The organism is Bacillus sp. FSL W8-0770 (assembly GCF_038008705.1).
Lineage (GTDB): Bacteria > Bacillota > Bacilli > Bacillales > Bacillaceae_G > Bacillus_A > Bacillus_A cereus.
The window spans coordinates 37,794-56,662 of the sequence record NZ_JBBOZR010000002.1 but is presented as its reverse complement, the minus strand read 5'-3'; the positions used below and the strand labels follow the sequence as shown (position 1 = coordinate 56,662).

The window sequence follows — 18,869 nt, the reverse complement described above, 5'->3', positions numbered from 1 at the left end:
AATAATATTTAGCAGAATGCTTAGCTAAACCGGCTATAATGAAAAGAATTAAAGGAAATGCTCTATTTCGACATCACAACAATTAAATTTTGTAAAATACACCATCTATTTAGTCTTAAGGAGTTAAAGTAAACTGTTTCGCATTAAAATGTTATATATTAGATATGTTCTATAAGCAATCTTTTATAATATTAATATGTATAGCTGAACGTACCAGAAACTAAAAGATATTTATACTGATGAAAGGTAGGGTATATGATGCCTTTATAAAAGCGTGAAAAAATAATCATTAACAACTTCGCACGAAATACCAATTTTACGAACAATAAAGTATTTATATAAAATCAAATAATAGCGTCTAGGGATTTCGAGCTTAGTTGCGTAAATCTTCGTATGTTTGAGTGTGCCTATATAGTTCATATTTTATATAGAAATTATTAAATTTTGAGTTACTCATTAATAATTTCTATAGTAAATTACATATTACTTTATAAGATTTTTTCTCACGTTGATTTAATTAACTCCCTATAATTATGATTAAATAAGCCGATTTATATTTTTATAAAGAATTTTAAACTATATTCATGTATTGATCTTTTGTATGAATTTAGATATCAAATTTGTTTTATTTAACATACATTTATATATAGTTTTTGCACTAATTTTTATAGTTAAATACAAATTTCTCACTTGATTATCTATAATTTTTATTTGAGTAAACACATTATTCCATTCACTATTGAGTGTGTTTTAGTATTTCATAATTTAATTATGTAAATAAGTTTGTGTAAAAATTGAATTTAATGCGAACTTGTGTTCGCGTTATTTTTCTGTTATAGTATATATGAGGTGATTTTTATGGATTACAGCAAGCAACGTCAAAAATCCGTACATCGTAAAAAATTATACGAGAATCTAAATGAAATGCCCTTTTACATAGAAGAATTTGTGGAGTACAAAGAATTGCATGATGCCTCTCCCTCCACCCTACTGAATTATGTATATGATTTTAGGGTCTTCTTTAACTGGCTATTATCTGAACAAATTATTGAATTTAAGCCTATTAAAGACATATCCTTCTCTGATTTGGAGAATTTAAAGAAAAAAGATGTTGAGAACTTCATGAGGTTTCTAAAACTACAACAAAACATGCAGAATTCCTCTGTTAACAGAAAAATTTCAGCCTTAAAGTCTTTATTCAAGTACCTTACTTCCCTATCAGAGAATGATGAGGGAGAATGTTATTTTTATAGAAATGTAATGGCCAAAATTGAAATACATAAAGATAAAGAAACATTAAATGCCCGTGCAAAACGTATGAGATCTAAGATATTTCATAATGATGACGATCAAGAATTCTTGAATTACGTTAAGTACGAACATGAAAAATCTTTAACAAAACATCAATTGTTCTATTTTCTAAGAGACAAAGATCGTGATGTAGCTATTCTTTCCCTTTTTCTTGGTAGTGGTATTCGTGTAAGTGAATTGGCCGATCTCCGTATGGAAGATATAAATATAAAAGAAAGGCTAATTGATGTAATACGAAAAGGAAATAAAGAAGATTCAGTATGGATTACTCCAATTGCGTTAAATGATCTTGAAAAGTATATGGAAATTAGAGATAGCAAATATGCACCAGGAAAAGAATTAAAAAATGTGTTTTTATCGAAGTATAAACATACTGCACAGCCTCTATCAGTTAGGGCCATCCAAGATATAGTAGAAAAATATACTAAGGCCTATGGAAAAAGAATGTCTCCTCATAAATTAAGACATACATTGGCAAATAAGTTATACATGGAAGAGAAAGACTCGTTACAAGTGATGCAGCAACTTGGACATACTAGTCAAGATACAGCATTGTTATATACTCAACTTGGGGAAACAACTATTAAAGATAGCTTAGGTAGACTGGGAAAGAATAAAGAATAAAAGTTCAGCAATTTTATTTTGCTGGACTTTTATTCTGACATTTAAACAAGGTGTATTACTCGGTTCAATCTTTATTTTATTGTGTAAAAAATACATAGTTGGAAATCTGCAGTGAATTTATTTAATATTACAGGATTACTCTTAAAATTACACCAATTCTATTTGTTAGTTTTAGCGAAGACTCTTTAATAATTAATTTAAATAGCAATAGAAAGATTACTTAACATCTCAATTTCCAAATGAATTTGGTTTTTCAGAAAACAAACAGGATTAGTAAGATTTCAATATTATTTTATAACACAATTTTTCATCACGTATGCTTAGCAGATAAATTTTAAAAATACATAAGATGTTGTTAATAATAAAAAAACCAAATTCTAATTGAGAATTTGGTTTTTTTATTATTTTTCCATCTTTTCTTTAATAGCTAAATTGCGTAAATAATCTAAAACGGGGAGCATATCTTTTGGAGCTGTCAAATCGTTTACTGAAAAGGATACATTCTTCTCATCGTCTGTTATTCCCAACTCATAAGAAAAAGCATCCGCTCCTTGGATAGCAGCCCCATTTACTTCACTTGGTTTAAGATGTAAAAGATTAGATTGATGAATTAAATTAATTAATTCCTTAGCTTGTTCCTCTGGTAAATCCATCGTATCTGTCTGAAAGGTTAAGTGGAGGTTAGCTAGTCCCCCGGTACAACTAAATTTAATATGCATATTAGCCCCTCCCTTCATGATACAGAATCTGATTAAGAAGGTAAACCAACCGATTTAAAAGCTGATTCTACTGTTTTTGCAGCTGTTTGCGGAACTTCGCCACTATCTACAAGTTTTTGTGCTGCTTTAGTTACAATTTGCGCAAATTGATTGAAATTAGTAGTTGCAAATAAGCTGTGCATTGCATTATACCATATTAAAGCTGCTTTATCTGTTCCAATTTCCATAGATACAAGATAAAACACTTTATTTGGTATACCACTATTTATATGAACACCGTGGTTATCCTGAGATCCTTGATAATAGTTTTTCATATGATCTGGTTGCATATCCTTACCCATTAGTTTATTGTCAAATGCAGTGCCAGGTGCTTTCATTGAACGAAGAGCTTGTCCTTTTAATGTTGGTCCCATTATATCAGCACCAATTAACCAATCCGCATCGTTTGCCGTTTGCTTTAAATAAGATTGCTTAATTGCAATTCCGAACACGTCCGAAATATGTTCATTCAAAGCTCCAGACTGTCCATCATATTCTAATCCATTAGTAAATTGAGTAATTCCATGTGTTAGTTCGTGCCCTATAACATCAAGTGAATTTGTAAAACTAGTAAAAATAGTTCCATCCCCATCACCAAACACCATTTCATCCCCGTCCCAAAAAGCATTTTGATAGTTATGACCAAAATGAACATTCAAAATGAGATCAAGACCATTGTCATCAATAGAATTGCGGTGGAACACATTTTTGTAATAATCACGTACTATACCAGCATAATCATACGTATGGTTAACTGCGTTATCCTCAATTGATCTATCTCCTTCTTTTCTAACCTCTTTAACTCGAAGGTCTCTTCCACCATTACAATCATATACATGGCGTGCAGATTCACCTTTAGGTCCTGCTCCTGCATCAGTTAAAGCGACAACCCCATTAATATCATATTCTTTCAAGCTTCTACGTTTTCGAATTTGGCGACTTTTTGCTAAACTGATTCGTGCGGCTTCTATATCGTTTTGTGCTAAATTCTCCAGAATATAGGTTGGAACAATAAAGCATTGACATTTCTTATGCGAACAACGTTTTGTATGCATAATTTACACCCTTTCGTGATAGTAGTTTATAACATCTCTATTAATTTGTTCTTTATGTTGGAAATTTATACACTTTATTTAATAAATTCATTAACAATTTATATGCTTTGAGATTATCAAGATCTAAATTTTATAAAGTACTTAAAATAAGTTAGCGTCTCCATATCTTTTTCAATTCATCTATTATTATATGATTAAATTTTAATATACCTTTATTACCTTAAAGAGAATTTAACATGTACTTGAAGGTTATAAGTTAGTTGCCCCTGCCTTTGTAGAAAGCTGTAACAAACTAGAAACCGATATTATCATATAGCAATTATTTAAGTTTTATAATTATATATCCTATTATAAAATTATAGTGAATAAATAAAAAAACGTTCTTAAAAAAAGAGTCATTTTTTGGGTAGATTTTAATTATACAACTAACTATAAACACTCACTTTATTCCTGACTTGATATTAATAATAAAACTAAAATCTTATATTTTTTTCAGCATCGCACCCAAATTTTTACCCTTAACTATATCTTCTATTTATAGCAGCAAATCTTTTTATTTTTTCTACCACTTTTTGTCCCAATACTTATTAAAAGGATATTTTACAAACATTATTTACTTTATAAAGCTTCGTTCACCGCATTGAATGCATCCACTCTACCATGCCCAAACCAAGAGACTCCATGTTCCATCACAACTTCCAATATCAATAAATGCCCCTTTATCAAATGGACTTGGTGGCATCTTTAATTTAGAAGCGGTGCTTTTTAGGATAGAAATTATATTTAGAGCTGTTAATTCAGGATTCGCTGAAATAGTTTAAGCAGCAATTCCCGCTACTAAGGGAGTGGCACTAGAAGTACCTCCAAAACGACTTGTTACGTTTTCTGATATACAAGCTCCATGCAAAACGGAGATAGATCCAGTTGCTGTTGTAATTGATATTCCTGTAATAGTCATTAGAAAATATTCGTGCAGCTTACTACTAGCCGCTGATATTGAAAAGTCAAAACCATAAATTGATTATAATTTCTTAATAGAAAAAAATATTCCCTTCCATTTTATTAATATAACTTTAGAATAAAAAACAAAACACAGATAATACTATATTCTGTTTAAATAAATTTTTAGGAGCTGTTAGCAATGCCGTTAAAAAATTATGGAGTTTTAAAAGGTCAAGTTGTAGGATATACCCCTCCTGACAATCAGGATAGTACACCTCATTTTACAGTTAATATCTCAGATAATAATAACCGTGAATACGAAATTATTATTAATGTCAAATCAAAAGAAAGACCATCAGAGTTATTGTATTATGCAGGTAAAAATTTTCATTCTGAGCAAATTACCAACCTACCTAACTTAAATTACGGCTTCACAAACATTACTAGTAATAATAGAGAAATTGCACTTGATTATATTCGAGGTAATTTACTTGACCGTTGTAAATTAGTCCCACTTCCAGTAACTGCACCTGGTGAGGATAACGATTTGCAAGATAAATTTTTAAATTACATGAAAACATCTGAAAATAATCCAAAAGTTGATATTTATGCATATGGTGAAGAAATCCCTCCTGGAATTCATGATGTCCACATGAACCAAGGAAATGTAGGAAGTTTTAAAAAAGATGACGGCATTTGGCAAGATGGTGGAGTACTTTTCCATTATAAAGACACTGATAAATGGGAAGCTGTCTTTTTAGCGTTCCAGTCACAGTCATGGTGTACAGATGACTCAGGCCATGCAATTAAACCTGTTGAGGATTGTAATTACAAAAGCGATTGTTAGTAATAAAGTTTAGAAATATATTCCTATTAAAAATTAAGAGGTGGTGTAAACTTACACTATCTCTTTTCTGAAATCCAAATAATTTGGGTTATCATTATGTATCTGTTGCTCAAAAGAAAAATAGCATTCAGATTAAAGAGTATTAAAAATATATCATTTACCTTGCATCAAGATAATTTGGCACAAATCCAATTTATTTATTGCTCAAATACTTAAATCTTATTATTAAATTATTAATAATATAATAAAAGAATGTACAATTAATATTATTTTATTCGATTATAAGTATCAAACCTTTTTGGTAGCAAGGTTCTTAGTATAAAAATTAAAATTCACTTTAGTGTTAATGAACAAAAAGAATTATTAATATTCTAGTTCCTTCACTGTAACCAAGGATATTCATAAGTAACCCTATAAAATTATTCAATAAATTATACGAATGTAAGCATACGATTATGAAGAAAGGGCTATTACGTATGACAAAAAATAATTCAAGTATTCCAGAAAATGAATTTTCAGCCTTATTAATGAGTGAAAATGAACAAATTGAACTTCTTAATAAACTTAATAAAAATAAAGGTATTATTGAAAAAGATTCAAAAAAATACTTTGATGATGATGCGGAAAAAAACATTATAGCATCTTATTATAAAACAATAAATTTCGATCAATTAAAACCAAATGAATTATTTAAGGCTTTACATTCCTTAATAGAAAATACACATAAACCGGTTATATATGATCCCACAAAATATTTATATACTTGGGTGGATTTGCAAGAAGACGGAAATTTAAAAAGTATCTACTCAGGGAAGATTCGAAATCCTGAAGACGTTATTGCTGAAGATTTTAAAATACTCACCAAACGAAAAAATGAATTGGACTCACTTCTTGCTAATCAATTATTAACAGAAAATGAGTTAAAAACTCAAAAAAAGCGAATTGAAGAAAACAATAAACTAAACTGTGAACATGTAGTACCACAATCATGGTTCAATAAACAGGAACCAATGAGAGGTGATTTACATCATTTATTCGCATGTGAACCATCATGTAACTCATTAAGGAGTAACTACCCTTATCATGATTTCTCAGATTATGAAGGAGGGAAAGTACTGAACATTATTAGACAAGAATGTGGAAAATTAGAGGAGAGTTTATTCGAACCTGAATATGCTAAAGGAATAGTGGCTCGAGCTACTTTATACTTTTTACTAAGATATCCAGATAAAATTGCAAACGACAAAGAAAAAAATATAGACATTGAATTATTACTTAAATGGCATGAAGAATTTCCAGTAAGTATATACGAACGACATCGAAATCAAAGTATTCAAGACACCCAAGGGAATAGAAACCCCCTTGTTGATTTTCCTAACTATGCCCGTAAAATTAATTTTTCATTGAGTTCTTCTTGAGTTTTTATAATTCAAATAAATATAAGTTAAAAAAGCTTAATACTTACTCCCTTACCTTTTTTAGAGGGAGTTTTCTTTATTTTAACAAAATAAACCTTTTAATAATTATCTACAGAAAAACCATAGAACGTAACTACTTCTACGGTTTTTGATTTATCTATATTTTAATAATAAACTTGAATCCATATACCATTTGTAATTCATCTTACCCCTAAATCACATCATACCTTTTTACTAAATTATAAAAAATAAATTTGAGCTAATGGATAATAGCTCTTTAAAATACCTACATAATCCATACCTTGATCAGCAAGATATTTACTGCTCCATCTACAAAAGTATTCATTTGAATCATTTCTTATACCACTACTATATACAATTAACATTGGTTCGATACTATACGGTTTTGCAATATATTGATTAAACAACTCCTCAACTATATCATCGATTTCAGAAAAAGTACTTCTACCATAATTATAAGATTGATCAAACAAAGGAGTGCTACTAATAGTAAACCCTCTTTCCAAATAATGCTCATTATATATACGATTTAATACAAAAGATGTTATACAAATTATATTAGCCTTAATTGCTTCTTTAGGCCATGTTGGATAAAGTTCTGAAGCAGCTACGTTTTTTACATATTCCTTAAATTCCACTTTATATCTTGGAGCTAATTCATTAGGATTTCCATCATGAACGATAATGTATTGAGGGATGTTTAGGCTATTTGCATGTTGAGGAAAGTGAGAAAAACGGGGATAGTTTGATCGAAGTTGTCTCTCTAAATAATATTCAGTTAATGCATGTTGAGGAATATTAATTGTTTCAATTAATTGGCGTTCTCCTGTTCGATTAACAGGAAGCATTTCCACTCTTTGTTTCGCTGTAGTTTCCGGGAAGATTTGTACACCCCTAATTATTTTAACACCATAGTTAGGTGCTTCGATTGTAAGGACATATTCTGTATAAGGTTTAGGTCCTGAAGGATTCTGAGAATACTCTTTAGGAGGCGCTGATAGAGAAATGGGACTTGTTAAACCAATGTCATTTGTTTGGAGTGTAGCAATAATTTGACTACCTTCATCTTGCTTACGAATGAATACCTTTGCACCCTTAATAGGTTTATCTGTATTCATTTCATAAACAGATACAATTAATTTACCAGTTGATGCCCGATAAGAATGCCGTGTATCATAATAAATTTGATTTTCATTAAAAAATAGATGTGGTTGATAATAAAATTGCTGTCCTAAATCCAATGGATAAGAATAATTTTCATTCAAATCTATTCGTCCTCCCTCTATGTCTGTTCATTTAATTACTCCTTGTTACTTTTACTTACATCACTAATTAAGAATAGGGATAATATCTATTATTATTGTAGAATGATTGTGTCTGCTGATAATTGGACACATTTGTCATAGAAGGGGGATAAATAGATACTGGATTTTGATTTTGAGAAGGCGCTTGTGTTTTAAGATTTAATCCTCTATTCGTTTGCTGCGGAATTGAATTGCTTGTTAAAGCCCCTCGGGAAGTTCCCATAGTATATTCTATCGCTTCAAGGACCATCCATAATTCCTTACGCACTACTCCTGTAACAGTAAAACTTTTTATCTTCTGAAACTCTTTCACTGATACTTCAGTTCCAAGTCCAAAAAAACCATCTAATTGTCCTTCATAAAAACCATAGTCCTTCAATAAATTTTGTAATCTCCTTACAAGTTCTCCTTGACTGCCATTCTGCAAAATAGGATACATGCCAGGGAGATTTGTAACATACACATACATATCATTCATTTTATTCCAAGTTACCTCATCTACAGCTCCATTTTCAGGAAGTTGGAACTGCCTTTGAAAAGCCTTAACTGCATTTGCAGTACTTGAATTGTACGTACCGTTTACTCTTACTTCAGGAATATCTGTATATCTTTTTCTTATATGGTATAAATATTTTTGAATGGTTTCAACAGCAAGATTTTGATCTCCTTCCTTCAAAATTTTCCCAGGGAAAGATTTAACGACTTGTATAAATTCCGCTAAACGGACTTCAATATCTTTATAGTAATGTTTCAAAATATCCAAATGGCTCATGCCTTTTTCTGCCAGGCAGAATGTTCCCCATTGATATAGCATTCCTGGCCGTTTAGCAAATTGGCATGTTTGTTTTTTACCATCACGATATTGTGTAAAAAATGGTGTATTTTCTCCATGCTTTGCAAGATATTGCTTAAATACCTCATCCACTGCATCATCAGTAGATTCAAAGGTATTTCTCCCATGAGTATACTTTTGATCAAACTGTGTAGTACTTGTGATGTCGAATCCTTTTCCTTTAAAAGGGTTTACATAAAGACGATTTAATGTAAAAGTCATTATACAAAGAGCATTAGCTAACAATGCTTCTTTTTTCCAATTCGGATAAACCTCAGAAGCGACTACATTTTTTATATAATCTTTAAATCTCATTTTGTAATTTCGTGCAGGTGTATTTGGATGACCATCGTGAACGATAATAAATTCAGGTATTACAATATCCCTATCCCTATCCTTATCGCTATCTACTCTTATCTCTTGTTGTGTCTCGAGTTCTTTTTGTAGTTCCTGTTGGGATTCCTGCTGGGGATATTGTCCGATTAATGTATGTTCCGGAATATCAATTATTTCAACAGAATCCCGTCCTTCCGTTCCACTAATGGGTATAAGTTCCATTTTCTGAACAGCAGTAACGTCTTCAAAAATTTGTGTACCGCGCAGTACTACAGGTGCATAACCTGCAGCTTCAATGGAAATTGCATATTCTGAATAAGGTTTAGATCCTAAAGGATCGCTCGCATTCTCTTTAGGGGGCGTAGGCAAGGCAACTGTATTTGTTTCACCGAATTCATTCGTATATAAAGTAATAACCTCACTTTGTCGGGAAGCTAAAATACGCCCTTCATTTGTCATTTTATAAATTGATACTTTGACACCCTTAATCGGTCTTTCTGTGTCTTTTTCATATATTTTTGCAAATATCTTTCCGCTTGGTTGCCGATAAAAAGCTTCCTGACCTTCATCACTCACTCCTGCTATAAAATGTGGTGGTTTAGAATTCCCTGAAAAATATGGTGGATAATTATACAAATTCATCTCTCCTCTCATCAAATCCTATTTATATTAAAACTCTCGTATATAAACAAAATAAAAAGGCCCTTTATCCATGATATTATGCTCAACTCTATTTTTTTGAAATCATATAATTGCCTATTTTCTTTAAAGATTCTATAGATTTTTTTAAAAATAAGTATGGACTACTCTATTAATACTTGACCACTTCCTGCTAATCTACCCAAAAACTCCTTCAATCCAAAAGGTTAATCTAGTTATATTTTTGTTACATACTATAAAAGTCAAATAACCTTATTTATAAAGATAATTTTATATAATTCAATTCGATACTTTGCTGAGGCCTTTCTAGAATTAACAGAAAGAATCCAGGCAATATGGACAGCTCTATTTTTATTTCAACTTCTTTCACCATTCTATCCAAATAATTCCTTCAATCTAAACGGTTAATATAATTACATTTTTTACATACTATAAAAGTCAAATAACCTTATTTACAAAGATAATTTTATGTAATTTATATTCATACTTGTCTATTACAAAGAAAGTTATAAATTGAAGATTTCAGTTGATTTATAAAGAGATTTTTTAGAATTACTCCTTTAAAATCTATATTTTATGAGTAGAAAAAACACTTACAAACATTCAAATATAGTAACTTTAATAAAATTGATTTTATTTTTTACGATTAGTACCTGTCATATTAAAGTTCAATTTAACTATAATAAGTAACAGTATTCTAAAATCAAGGGGTGAAATATGGAGAAATTACCCATTCTTAAATTAGGTTCCACAGGCTACTACGTAACCGTACTCCAATTAAATTTAATTGGTTTGGGAGTAAACTACGAGAAACTTCCTATTACCGGCTTTTTTGATGAAAAAACACATAAATGCACAAAAATTTTCCAAGAGAAAACTAAATTAAATCCTAATGGGATAGTAGAAGTTAACACATGGAAATCATTATTTAAGAACGTAATATTAATACAAAAGAAGCTACAATCTATAGGGTTTTATTTTGGACAACTTGATGGATTATTCGGTTTATCAACTACCCAAGCCACACAAGAATACCAAAAAGAGCAAAATTTATACCCTTCTGGTGATATTACACCGAGAACACGCCACAAATTATTTAATCCCAATTCTCAATCTGAATTTTATACTAGCTCTAATCATTTACAATCCTTACATCCATATGTAGAGATATTGGCTAAAGAATTTCTTCAATTAACAAAAACTAATGGCTTAGATGTTCGAATATATTCAGTGTTTAGGAGTTGGAGTGAACAAGATAGGTTATTTTCTTTAGGTAGATGGAAACCGGGTAAAAAGGTTACAAACGCTCGAGGCGGAGAATCATATCACAATTGGGGATTAGCTTTTGATGCTGCACCTTACGAAAATAACTCTATACCCTGGGGTGACATCAAGAAATTCAAGCAAATGGGGTATATAGGAGAGAAACTTGGTTTAACTTGGGGTGGACGCTTTACTACCATAGTTGATTATCCGCATTTCGAATATTCTTTTGGATTAAGTTCTTGGGATCTCCTTAACGGTATTACCCCTCCAATTTTGAATATATAGCTTTTCATGTAACTTAAATCACATCAAGAGTTTTTCTATTCATAAAGAGAAAAACATCTTCCAGATGAGATGCATGTACAGGATTAGGCAGGCCTGATGGAAGCAAGTTAATAAAAGATCTTTAAAATCTCAATGGTTAAAATTAGATGGCCTTATAGGTTAATAGAACATGAAAATGTAACTGTATTAAAAATAACACTAATCTATTTATGAATTTTATCAAATAGATTAGTGTTATTTCCATTTTTTACTTTTCTAAAACAATTTCTGCTATTTCATTAGCATATTTTTTAGAATCAAATCCATCATAGTTACTTAGGACCACAACAGACAAATATTCTTGTGGAAACCGCATGAAGTGTGAACGATAACCCGCCCAACTTCCTGAATGTTCTAAGTACCGACAGTTAAAACCTTCAGCAAGTCTTAGTCCAAAAGCATAATCTTCGTTTTCAATAATCGTCTCTCCAGCTGGAGAAAATTTCGGACCTATTTCGCTCATTCTTTTAACAAGTTCTTTTCCACCAACGGTGCCTGTAGTTAAATTTTCTCCCCATCTTACAAGATCTTCAACATTTGTATGAACTGCTCCATCCCCTGTATGTTCCCAAGGGCTTTCATAGACCATATATGCTCCTTGTTCATTCTTTGAATACCCTCTAGCAATTGATATAGTAGTTGGGTAGCAATCCACAATTGTTGTGTCTTTCATATTTAAAGGATCAAAAATACGTTCCTTTGCAAATTGACGTAAAGACTTCCCGCTTACCTTCTCTACCACTAGTGACAATAAAAAATATCCTGTATTGCTATACTCAAATTTTGTGCCAACAGGGAACCTTGCAATTTGATGACCATTAAGGTGTTTTAACGATTCTTCCACAGTTAATATATCAGTAAATTTAATATTTTCTGCTTGAGCCAATTCCATATAATCAACTAGTCCACCAGTATGATGAATTAGATGTTTCAATGTTACAGGTTCAGCATATGTTCCTATAAAAGGGACGAACCTTACAATTGAATCATCTAAACTCAATCTTCCCTCTTGTTCTAAGAGTAATATAGAAAATGCAGTGAATTGTTTAGAAACTGAGGCAATATTAAAAATATTTTTTGTGGTTATAGGTAAATTTTTCTCTATAGAAGCTAAGCCAGCCGTACCTTTATAAGTTACCCCGCTATCAAAACTAGCAATATATGCAAAGCCAGGAGCTTTTGGTGAAAACTTGTTAAATAATTGTTTAATCAATGTATGTGTCTTTTCATGATATGAATTATTCATCTCAATCTCATACCCCTTTCATTAAATAATTCAAAATAGATTACCCTATTATCTTTCTCATATTGAATTCAATTAACCTTCATATCGAATGTTTGATATAGGGGAAATCTCAAGTTAACTCATTTTAGTTTCCAAGGAAACTAAAATGAGTTATAATTATATTTGCACAATAGATATCGTTTACAAATCCATTGTGCAAATTCTTGTATTAGCTCTTAATTAAATAAAAAAATGGAGGGCATGACATGGAAAATTATTATGATGTAGCGGTAGTTGGCGGTGGTCCGGTTGGACTTATGACAGCATGTGAATTAGCTATTCAAGGTGTAAAAGTTGTCGTTGTAGAGAGAAGATTAAATCGGATAAGAAATTCTAGAGCACTCACACTTCACCCCCGCTCCTTAGAATTAATGGCTATGAGAGGTATTGAAAATCGATTTTTATCTAGAGGGAAGAAATCAGATACCAGCCATTTTGCTGCCCTAGATACAAGATTAAACTTTAAAAATTTAGATACTGATTTTCCATATACGCTTTTTATTCCCCAATCTATTACAGAAGAAATATTAGAAGAGCGTGCGTTAGAATTAGGTGTAGACATTAAACGTGGTCATACTTTAAAAAATTTAAAACAGTATGAAACATTCGTACAACTAGAAATAGAACAAGCAGAAACAATATATAAGATAGAAGTTCAATATGTAGTAGGCGCTGATGGCGCAAGAAGCGTAGTTCGTGAGTTATCACATATACCTTTTAATGGAACAGATACAACAACTACAGCTATATTAGGCGATGTCATTTTAGAAGATGTACCAGATAACCCATTTTTTTCTACATCTAATATAAATGGGTTAATAATAATGGTACCTATTGCACCTAATGTATTTCGTTTTGCAATTGTAGATCCTAAGAATCAGACAATACCTGTTCATGTTGCTGTCACAGAAAAAGAGCTTATCGATAGTATTTATAGTATTTATAGTATTACAGGTGAACATGTTCAAATTAATAGCTCAATATGGCTTTCTCGTTTTGGAAATGCAACCAAACTAGCAAATACTTATCAACATAAGCGTGTATTCTTGGCAGGTGATGCAGCGCATATTCATTTCCCTGCAGGAGGACAAGGTTTGAATATAGGTTTACAAGATGCTTTTAATTTAGGATGGAAATTGGGACTCGCTATAAAACAAAAAAAATATGAAAGCCTATTAGAAAGTTATCATTTTGAACGACATGCTGTGGGAAAACAATTTTTAAAGGATGTACAAGCACAAGAACAATTAATGATAAACTTTTCAAATGCAGGTATAGAATTAAGAGAGTTATTCTCGCATTTACTCACATACCCAGAGATGAATAAAGATTTAGCTGAAAGAGTAAGTGGCTTAGGGGTTATATATTCCTCTATGCATACGAAAGAAAAGCATCCATTAATAGGGAAAAGATGTACAAATCTTACTATTTCTTCTCAAAATAAGAAAACTTATAAACTCTTTGAATTGATGCAAGATGGTAAATATATTTTATTAATACATCCTTCTTATAAAGAAGAAATAGATAAAATAAACATTGATTCGCACACAAAGGTGGTTGTAGGAGAAATACAGGATTATCAATTAAAAAATATTGATGTCATTTTAATTCGCCCCGATGGTCACATAGCTTACATTGAGTATGATGAAAGAAAAGACTGTACAGATTTGAAAATAAAATTGAATAATTTTTAAAAACTACTATTTATGTAATGTTCTTATGGCAGTTAGCTTTTGCTAACTGCTTTTTATTATTAAGTATGTCCTCATCAAAATGATGAATCCCTAACTATTAGCTCAGCTCTTTCTATCTAGAAGAGTAGTTTGTACTTTTACTTAAAATTCCTTAAAAACAATTTGAGCATAGATTTTTCCCATAAAAAAAGGAGAGATTATAATCTCTCCTTCTAATCCATACACTATATAATTAGCGAGTGAATCGACCGACAAGTTGTTCCTCAGCCATTGCTATTAGACGTTTTGTAATTTCATCACCAACAGTCCGTTTGGACGAGCGGTTGCGTCTGCACCAAGTTGTACATCAAACTCTTATGCGATTTTATATTTCATTTGATCAATTACACTTTCAGTACCACGAACTAATAATTCGTTATGGCTTCCACTATTCTTACGTATACTCGTCAAATTTCATGCTCATACTGTTTAGAGACGGTAGTCCATGCCATTCGGATTGACCTCCAGCACATGATAAATTTATAACCGTTCCTATAATTAGGAGCGGTCTTATTTCATTTCCTATAATTCTAATGATAAGAAATCATTATTTGTTCCCTTCCGATAGCTATCTATAGTCACCTTTAGAGGGAAACATATCAATTTATTAGGAGAATACCTTTTTAATATGGATAATATAGTATCATTAGATTCTTTAAAGCCACTAAAACTCTCTTAACGTTTTTAAATACGAGGGAAGCGTCTTAAAATGGGCATAGCGTTGTAAACCCGCATTTTTCTGATGGTACCCCATGACCATTAACTTAATAATTTTATAAAACCCCCAGGATGAAAATTTTGTGTATTTCTGATAGAGGGCAACTTATTTTTTCGTTTTGGGGAAGAATGTATTTCTTAACCTGATAGCGATGGGGTATAGCCGAGATACGTATAAAAATAGGCCATAGACTTACGTTTATTTCCAATTTCGTTTGAAATCAGCTATTATATTTCCATAAAATTACAGCTTAGATGATATTTAGCTAATTGTCTAAAGAAAATGTATGCATAGCTTTGCTGTGTGTTTTATCAATGTAGTTTTTGAATTTTAGAAACAAGAAAAGGAATCCTTAATAGCTTAAGGATTCTGCAACAGGAAAGAACAAATATATAATAATAAAAAGAATTACTTATATTATAATTTTTAAAAAAGACAAATATGTTGAGAAAACTCGGAATGGATTGAATATTTATATGTGCTTATTTATAATTAATTAAGAGTTGGAGTAGTAATCTGTCATCTGTTCCTTTTTTAAAGAAGATTGATCTCAATCTTCTATTTTTTTGTGTTTTTTCCTCTTCTCTCGAAAAAAGGAAAAAGAATTACTTAAGAATTGTGGAAATTACTTGCTTGTAGACTAGTTGTTGCTTACCATGAACCATTATTAGAACGGTAATTTTATCTGTTGCAAGGATCTGCCCACGTACTGGAACACCATTTCCTAAAAATACAGTTACTTCCCCTTTTTTCTCTTTCAATTGTTCATACATATCTTCTTGTAAGTTATACATGAAATACGCACCCTATTTGTATCTACTTTTCTTTTAATACTTGCTGCCGCTCATTGTTATCTATTTGTATTTCCCATTCACCTTCTATTTTTCTAAACCATTTTCCTATTTTGCTTACATAATATTTTTTCACTTCACCATTTGGAATCCATATTTCTTGTTCCTGTATTTGACTCATCACTTCATGAAGAATCTCATCATGCTCGTTTTTTCTAGGTTTTCGATGATGCGTTCTTACAAACTGTATGTATTCCCTACGTAACCAATTAGAAATATGATCTTTTTGTTTTTGCCGGAGATGTGACCACTTTTTATTAGTCTGAAGGAGTTTTCCGTTTACCATTGTATGGTTTTTCATCAACACTCATCCCCTTTTACCTTCTAAATGCATATATACAATTATCGTATCACATTTAAATTAATATACGGCTCTAGATACATATTTCGAAAGAAATCTATCCTAAATAAAAATAATATCTCCATTTCACATAAAGTAGTATCCAAAATAGACGAGACCGAATCCATTAAGCGAATTAATTAGAGAGTCCCACCAATAAAACGCGAGTTTCGTACGCTAAGGATTTATTTCTTTAAAGAACTTGGTTTTTTCATACGTTAGGAAGGTTCCTTAAATGGTCGTTTTTAGAATTTGATAATCGAGTATATTTTATTGAAAATTTAGAGTTGACCATAAAACCAATATCCGATATATTGGTTTTATGAAAAAAGATATTATTAAACCCATTAAACGTATGTCATTTAGAGATGAAGTATATCTAACTTTGAAAAAAGCAATCGTTACATTAGAGCTGCAACCGGAGCAACGCTTAAATGACAAAGAATTAGCAGAAGAATTTGGAATTAGCCGTACTCCAGTTAGAGAGGCGTTGAAACGTCTTGAGGATGAAGGACTTGTTGAATCTATTCCTGGTTCAGTTACTCGTGTTGCACCATTAAATATTGAGGAGGCGAAACACGCATTTACTGTGGTAGCAGTTTTACATTCGTTAGCTGCTCGTTTAGCAGTACCATTATTAAAAGAATCGGATATTCAAGAATTAGAGTTCAGTAATAAGGCTTTACTATTATCTATTGAGAAAAAAGATATTATAAAATCAATTGAAGCTGACGAGTTATTCCATAATGTTTTTTTAGATGTGGCAGGAAATCCTGAAATCATTCGTGCGTTAGAACGAAGTATATCTAAGATTCAACGTCTCGAAATTTCTCAGTTCACTTCGATAAATGGTCTAAAGTCAGTAGAACAACATCAGCAAATTATAGAGGCGTGTAAAAATAAAGATAAAGAAACAACAGCGCATCTTGTAGAACAAAACTGGTTAAGCCTTGAGAAATTAATGACTTATGAGGTAGATTAAAGTGAGAAATTTGCGTCCTCTTTTTTTAGGTATATGTGCTGCTTTCTTTTTTGCTTTCACATTTATATTAAATCGAGCAATGGAATTATCAGGTGGTAGCTGGATATGGAGTGCTTCATTAAGGTTTATTTTCATGCTGCCATTCCTTTTACTTCTTGTTATGAGTCGAAAAAAATTAAAAATATTATTACAAGTTATGAGAGAGGATTTAAGTGCATGGTTTTTATGGAGTTTTGTAGGTTTTGGTCTATTTTATGCTCCATTATGTTTTGCCGCTGCACATGCACCAGGATGGATTATTGCGGGGACATGGCAAGTTACTATTATATCAGGATCTTTGTTAGCTCCTCTTTTTATCCAAACTTATCAAACACCAGATGGAATTATTAAGAAAAGAGGAAAAATTCCAATGAAGGGTATGAGTATGTCATTAATTATTCTTCTTGGTATTTTCCTTATGCAAATGGAACAAGCAAAATCGCTTGCTATAAAAGATATTATGTTAGGTATTATCCCTGTTATTGTAGCTTCTTTTGCTTACCCACTCGGGAATCGTAAGATGATGGAGGTTTGTGGAGATCGTCTAGATGCTTATCAACGTGTCCTTGGAATGACATTAGCTAGCTTACCATTTTGGTTTTTATTATCCTTGTACGGTCTTTTTACAGCAGGAATACCTAGTAAGGAGCAAACTATGCAATCTATTTTAGTTGCTATTTGCTCTGGTGTAATTGCAACTATCTTATTTTTTAAAGCTACTGATATGGTTAAAGGAGATATGCAGAAACTTGCAACTGTTGAAGCAACACAATCTATGGAGGTCCTTTTTGCTGTTATTGGAGAACTAATCTTATTACATTCTTCATCCCCCTCTATTTTATCTTGGTATGGCATTTTTGTAATAATGCTAGGAATGATAGCACACAGTTATGTTTCCCATAAAGGTGAAACAGTGCATAACCAAAATATTAGTGCTTAATTGATATTTTAAAATGTACAGTATCAACCCTTTTCTAGCTAGTAAAAGTAATGTTATTATTATAGGTTTTATGTCAGAAATTAATTAAGTAAAAGAATATGAATAAAAGCCGATACCCTTAATATATAGGGAAATCGGCTTTTTCTTTATAAAATTTTTTCTTAGCTTCCTTTACATTAAAGGATTAGTTTGTATACTTGAGGAGATGTGCGGGACAGGTGTACATTTAGGATGATCTAATATTTTCCATTCGAATATGATAGAATAGAAGTATATCCAAAAT

General features: G+C 31.3%; 15 protein-coding genes and 1 pseudogene. 8 read left to right on the top strand and 8 right to left on the bottom strand.

Annotated elements, in window-relative coordinates:
* Positions 1–858 precede the first annotated feature (858 nt).
* Positions 859–1,935: a tyrosine recombinase XerS gene (gene xerS / locus NST27_RS27160; protein WP_000386594.1), complete on the top strand. Its 1,077-nt coding sequence runs from the start codon at positions 859–861 to the stop codon at positions 1,933–1,935.
* Between the two features lie 401 nt (positions 1,936–2,336).
* Here xerS and NST27_RS27155 read toward each other — a convergent pair whose 3' ends face one another.
* Positions 2,337–2,654 carry a protealysin inhibitor emfourin gene (locus NST27_RS27155; RefSeq protein ID WP_047387399.1) on the bottom strand — a complete coding sequence of 106 codons (318 nt, stop codon included), beginning with the start codon at positions 2,652–2,654 and terminating at the stop codon, positions 2,337–2,339.
* Between the two features lie 32 nt (positions 2,655–2,686).
* Complete coding sequence (locus NST27_RS27150; protein WP_061662016.1) at positions 2,687–3,748, bottom strand: M4 family metallopeptidase; 1,062 nt, start codon at positions 3,746–3,748, stop codon at positions 2,687–2,689.
* 845 nt (positions 3,749–4,593) lie between these two features.
* Between NST27_RS27150 and NST27_RS27145 the strand changes: the two genes are divergently transcribed.
* The 3 genes from NST27_RS27145 to NST27_RS27135 all read left to right on the top strand — a co-directional run bounded on the left by NST27_RS27145 (position 4,594) and on the right by NST27_RS27135 (position 6,955).
* Positions 4,594–4,764, top strand: a complete 171-nt coding sequence (locus NST27_RS27145; protein ID WP_154698605.1) for a hypothetical protein — start codon at positions 4,594–4,596, stop codon at positions 4,762–4,764.
* Between the two features lie 125 nt (positions 4,765–4,889).
* The gene (locus tag NST27_RS27140; RefSeq protein ID WP_001128579.1) at positions 4,890–5,537 is read left to right on the top strand and encodes a YukJ family protein; all 648 of its coding nucleotides are present in this window, start codon (positions 4,890–4,892) and stop codon (positions 5,535–5,537) included.
* 476 nt (positions 5,538–6,013) lie between these two features.
* Positions 6,014–6,955 carry an endonuclease I family protein gene (locus NST27_RS27135; RefSeq protein WP_065845735.1) on the top strand — a complete coding sequence of 314 codons (942 nt, stop codon included), beginning with the start codon at positions 6,014–6,016 and terminating at the stop codon, positions 6,953–6,955.
* Positions 6,956–7,194: 239 nt separating this feature from the next.
* On the opposite strand, the gene NST27_RS27130 is transcribed toward NST27_RS27135, so the two are convergent.
* A complete protein-coding gene (locus tag NST27_RS27130; RefSeq protein ID WP_065845736.1) occupies positions 7,195–8,241 on the bottom strand; it encodes a SpoIID/LytB domain-containing protein in 1,047 nt (348 codons plus the stop codon).
* Positions 8,242–8,308: 67 nt separating this feature from the next.
* Positions 8,309–10,084, bottom strand: coding sequence for a peptidoglycan-binding protein (locus tag NST27_RS27125; RefSeq protein ID WP_061661905.1), 1,776 nt, complete (start codon positions 10,082–10,084; stop codon positions 8,309–8,311).
* A gap of 741 nt (positions 10,085–10,825) precedes the next feature.
* On the opposite strand from NST27_RS27125, the gene NST27_RS27120 reads away from it, so the two are divergent.
* Complete coding sequence (locus NST27_RS27120) at positions 10,826–11,659, top strand: peptidoglycan-binding protein (RefSeq protein WP_061661944.1); 834 nt, start codon at positions 10,826–10,828, stop codon at positions 11,657–11,659.
* Between the two features lie 247 nt (positions 11,660–11,906).
* Here the strand turns inward: NST27_RS27120 and NST27_RS27115 are convergent, their stop codons facing one another.
* A complete protein-coding gene (locus NST27_RS27115) occupies positions 11,907–12,944 on the bottom strand; it encodes a serine hydrolase domain-containing protein (protein ID WP_047387380.1) in 1,038 nt (345 codons plus the stop codon).
* 245 nt (positions 12,945–13,189) lie between these two features.
* Between NST27_RS27115 and NST27_RS27110 the strand changes: the two genes are divergently transcribed.
* A complete protein-coding gene (locus NST27_RS27110; RefSeq protein WP_061661920.1) occupies positions 13,190–14,677 on the top strand; it encodes an FAD-dependent oxidoreductase in 1,488 nt (495 codons plus the stop codon).
* A gap of 232 nt (positions 14,678–14,909) precedes the next feature.
* Here the strand turns inward: NST27_RS27110 and NST27_RS27105 are convergent.
* From NST27_RS27105 to NST27_RS27095, 3 genes and pseudogenes are all read right to left on the bottom strand, one after another.
* A pseudogene (locus tag NST27_RS27105) lies at positions 14,910–15,118 on the bottom strand (small, acid-soluble spore protein, alpha/beta type).
* Positions 15,119–16,039: 921 nt separating this feature from the next.
* On the bottom strand, positions 16,040–16,228 hold the full coding sequence (gene hfq / locus NST27_RS27100; RefSeq protein WP_000282530.1) for an RNA chaperone Hfq: 189 nt from the start codon (positions 16,226–16,228) through the stop codon (positions 16,040–16,042).
* 22 nt (positions 16,229–16,250) lie between these two features.
* A complete protein-coding gene (locus tag NST27_RS27095; protein WP_000788719.1) occupies positions 16,251–16,586 on the bottom strand; it encodes a hypothetical protein in 336 nt (111 codons plus the stop codon).
* A gap of 361 nt (positions 16,587–16,947) precedes the next feature.
* Between NST27_RS27095 and NST27_RS27090 the strand changes: the two genes are divergently transcribed.
* Together NST27_RS27090 and NST27_RS27085 are read left to right on the top strand one after the other, a co-directional pair.
* Positions 16,948–17,607 carry a GntR family transcriptional regulator gene (locus NST27_RS27090; protein ID WP_000710778.1) on the top strand — a complete coding sequence of 220 codons (660 nt, stop codon included), beginning with the start codon at positions 16,948–16,950 and terminating at the stop codon, positions 17,605–17,607.
* Positions 17,608–17,617: 10 nt separating this feature from the next.
* A complete protein-coding gene (locus NST27_RS27085; RefSeq protein WP_061661858.1) occupies positions 17,618–18,586 on the top strand; it encodes a DMT family transporter in 969 nt (322 codons plus the stop codon).
* The last annotated feature ends 283 nt before the right edge of the window (positions 18,587–18,869 follow it).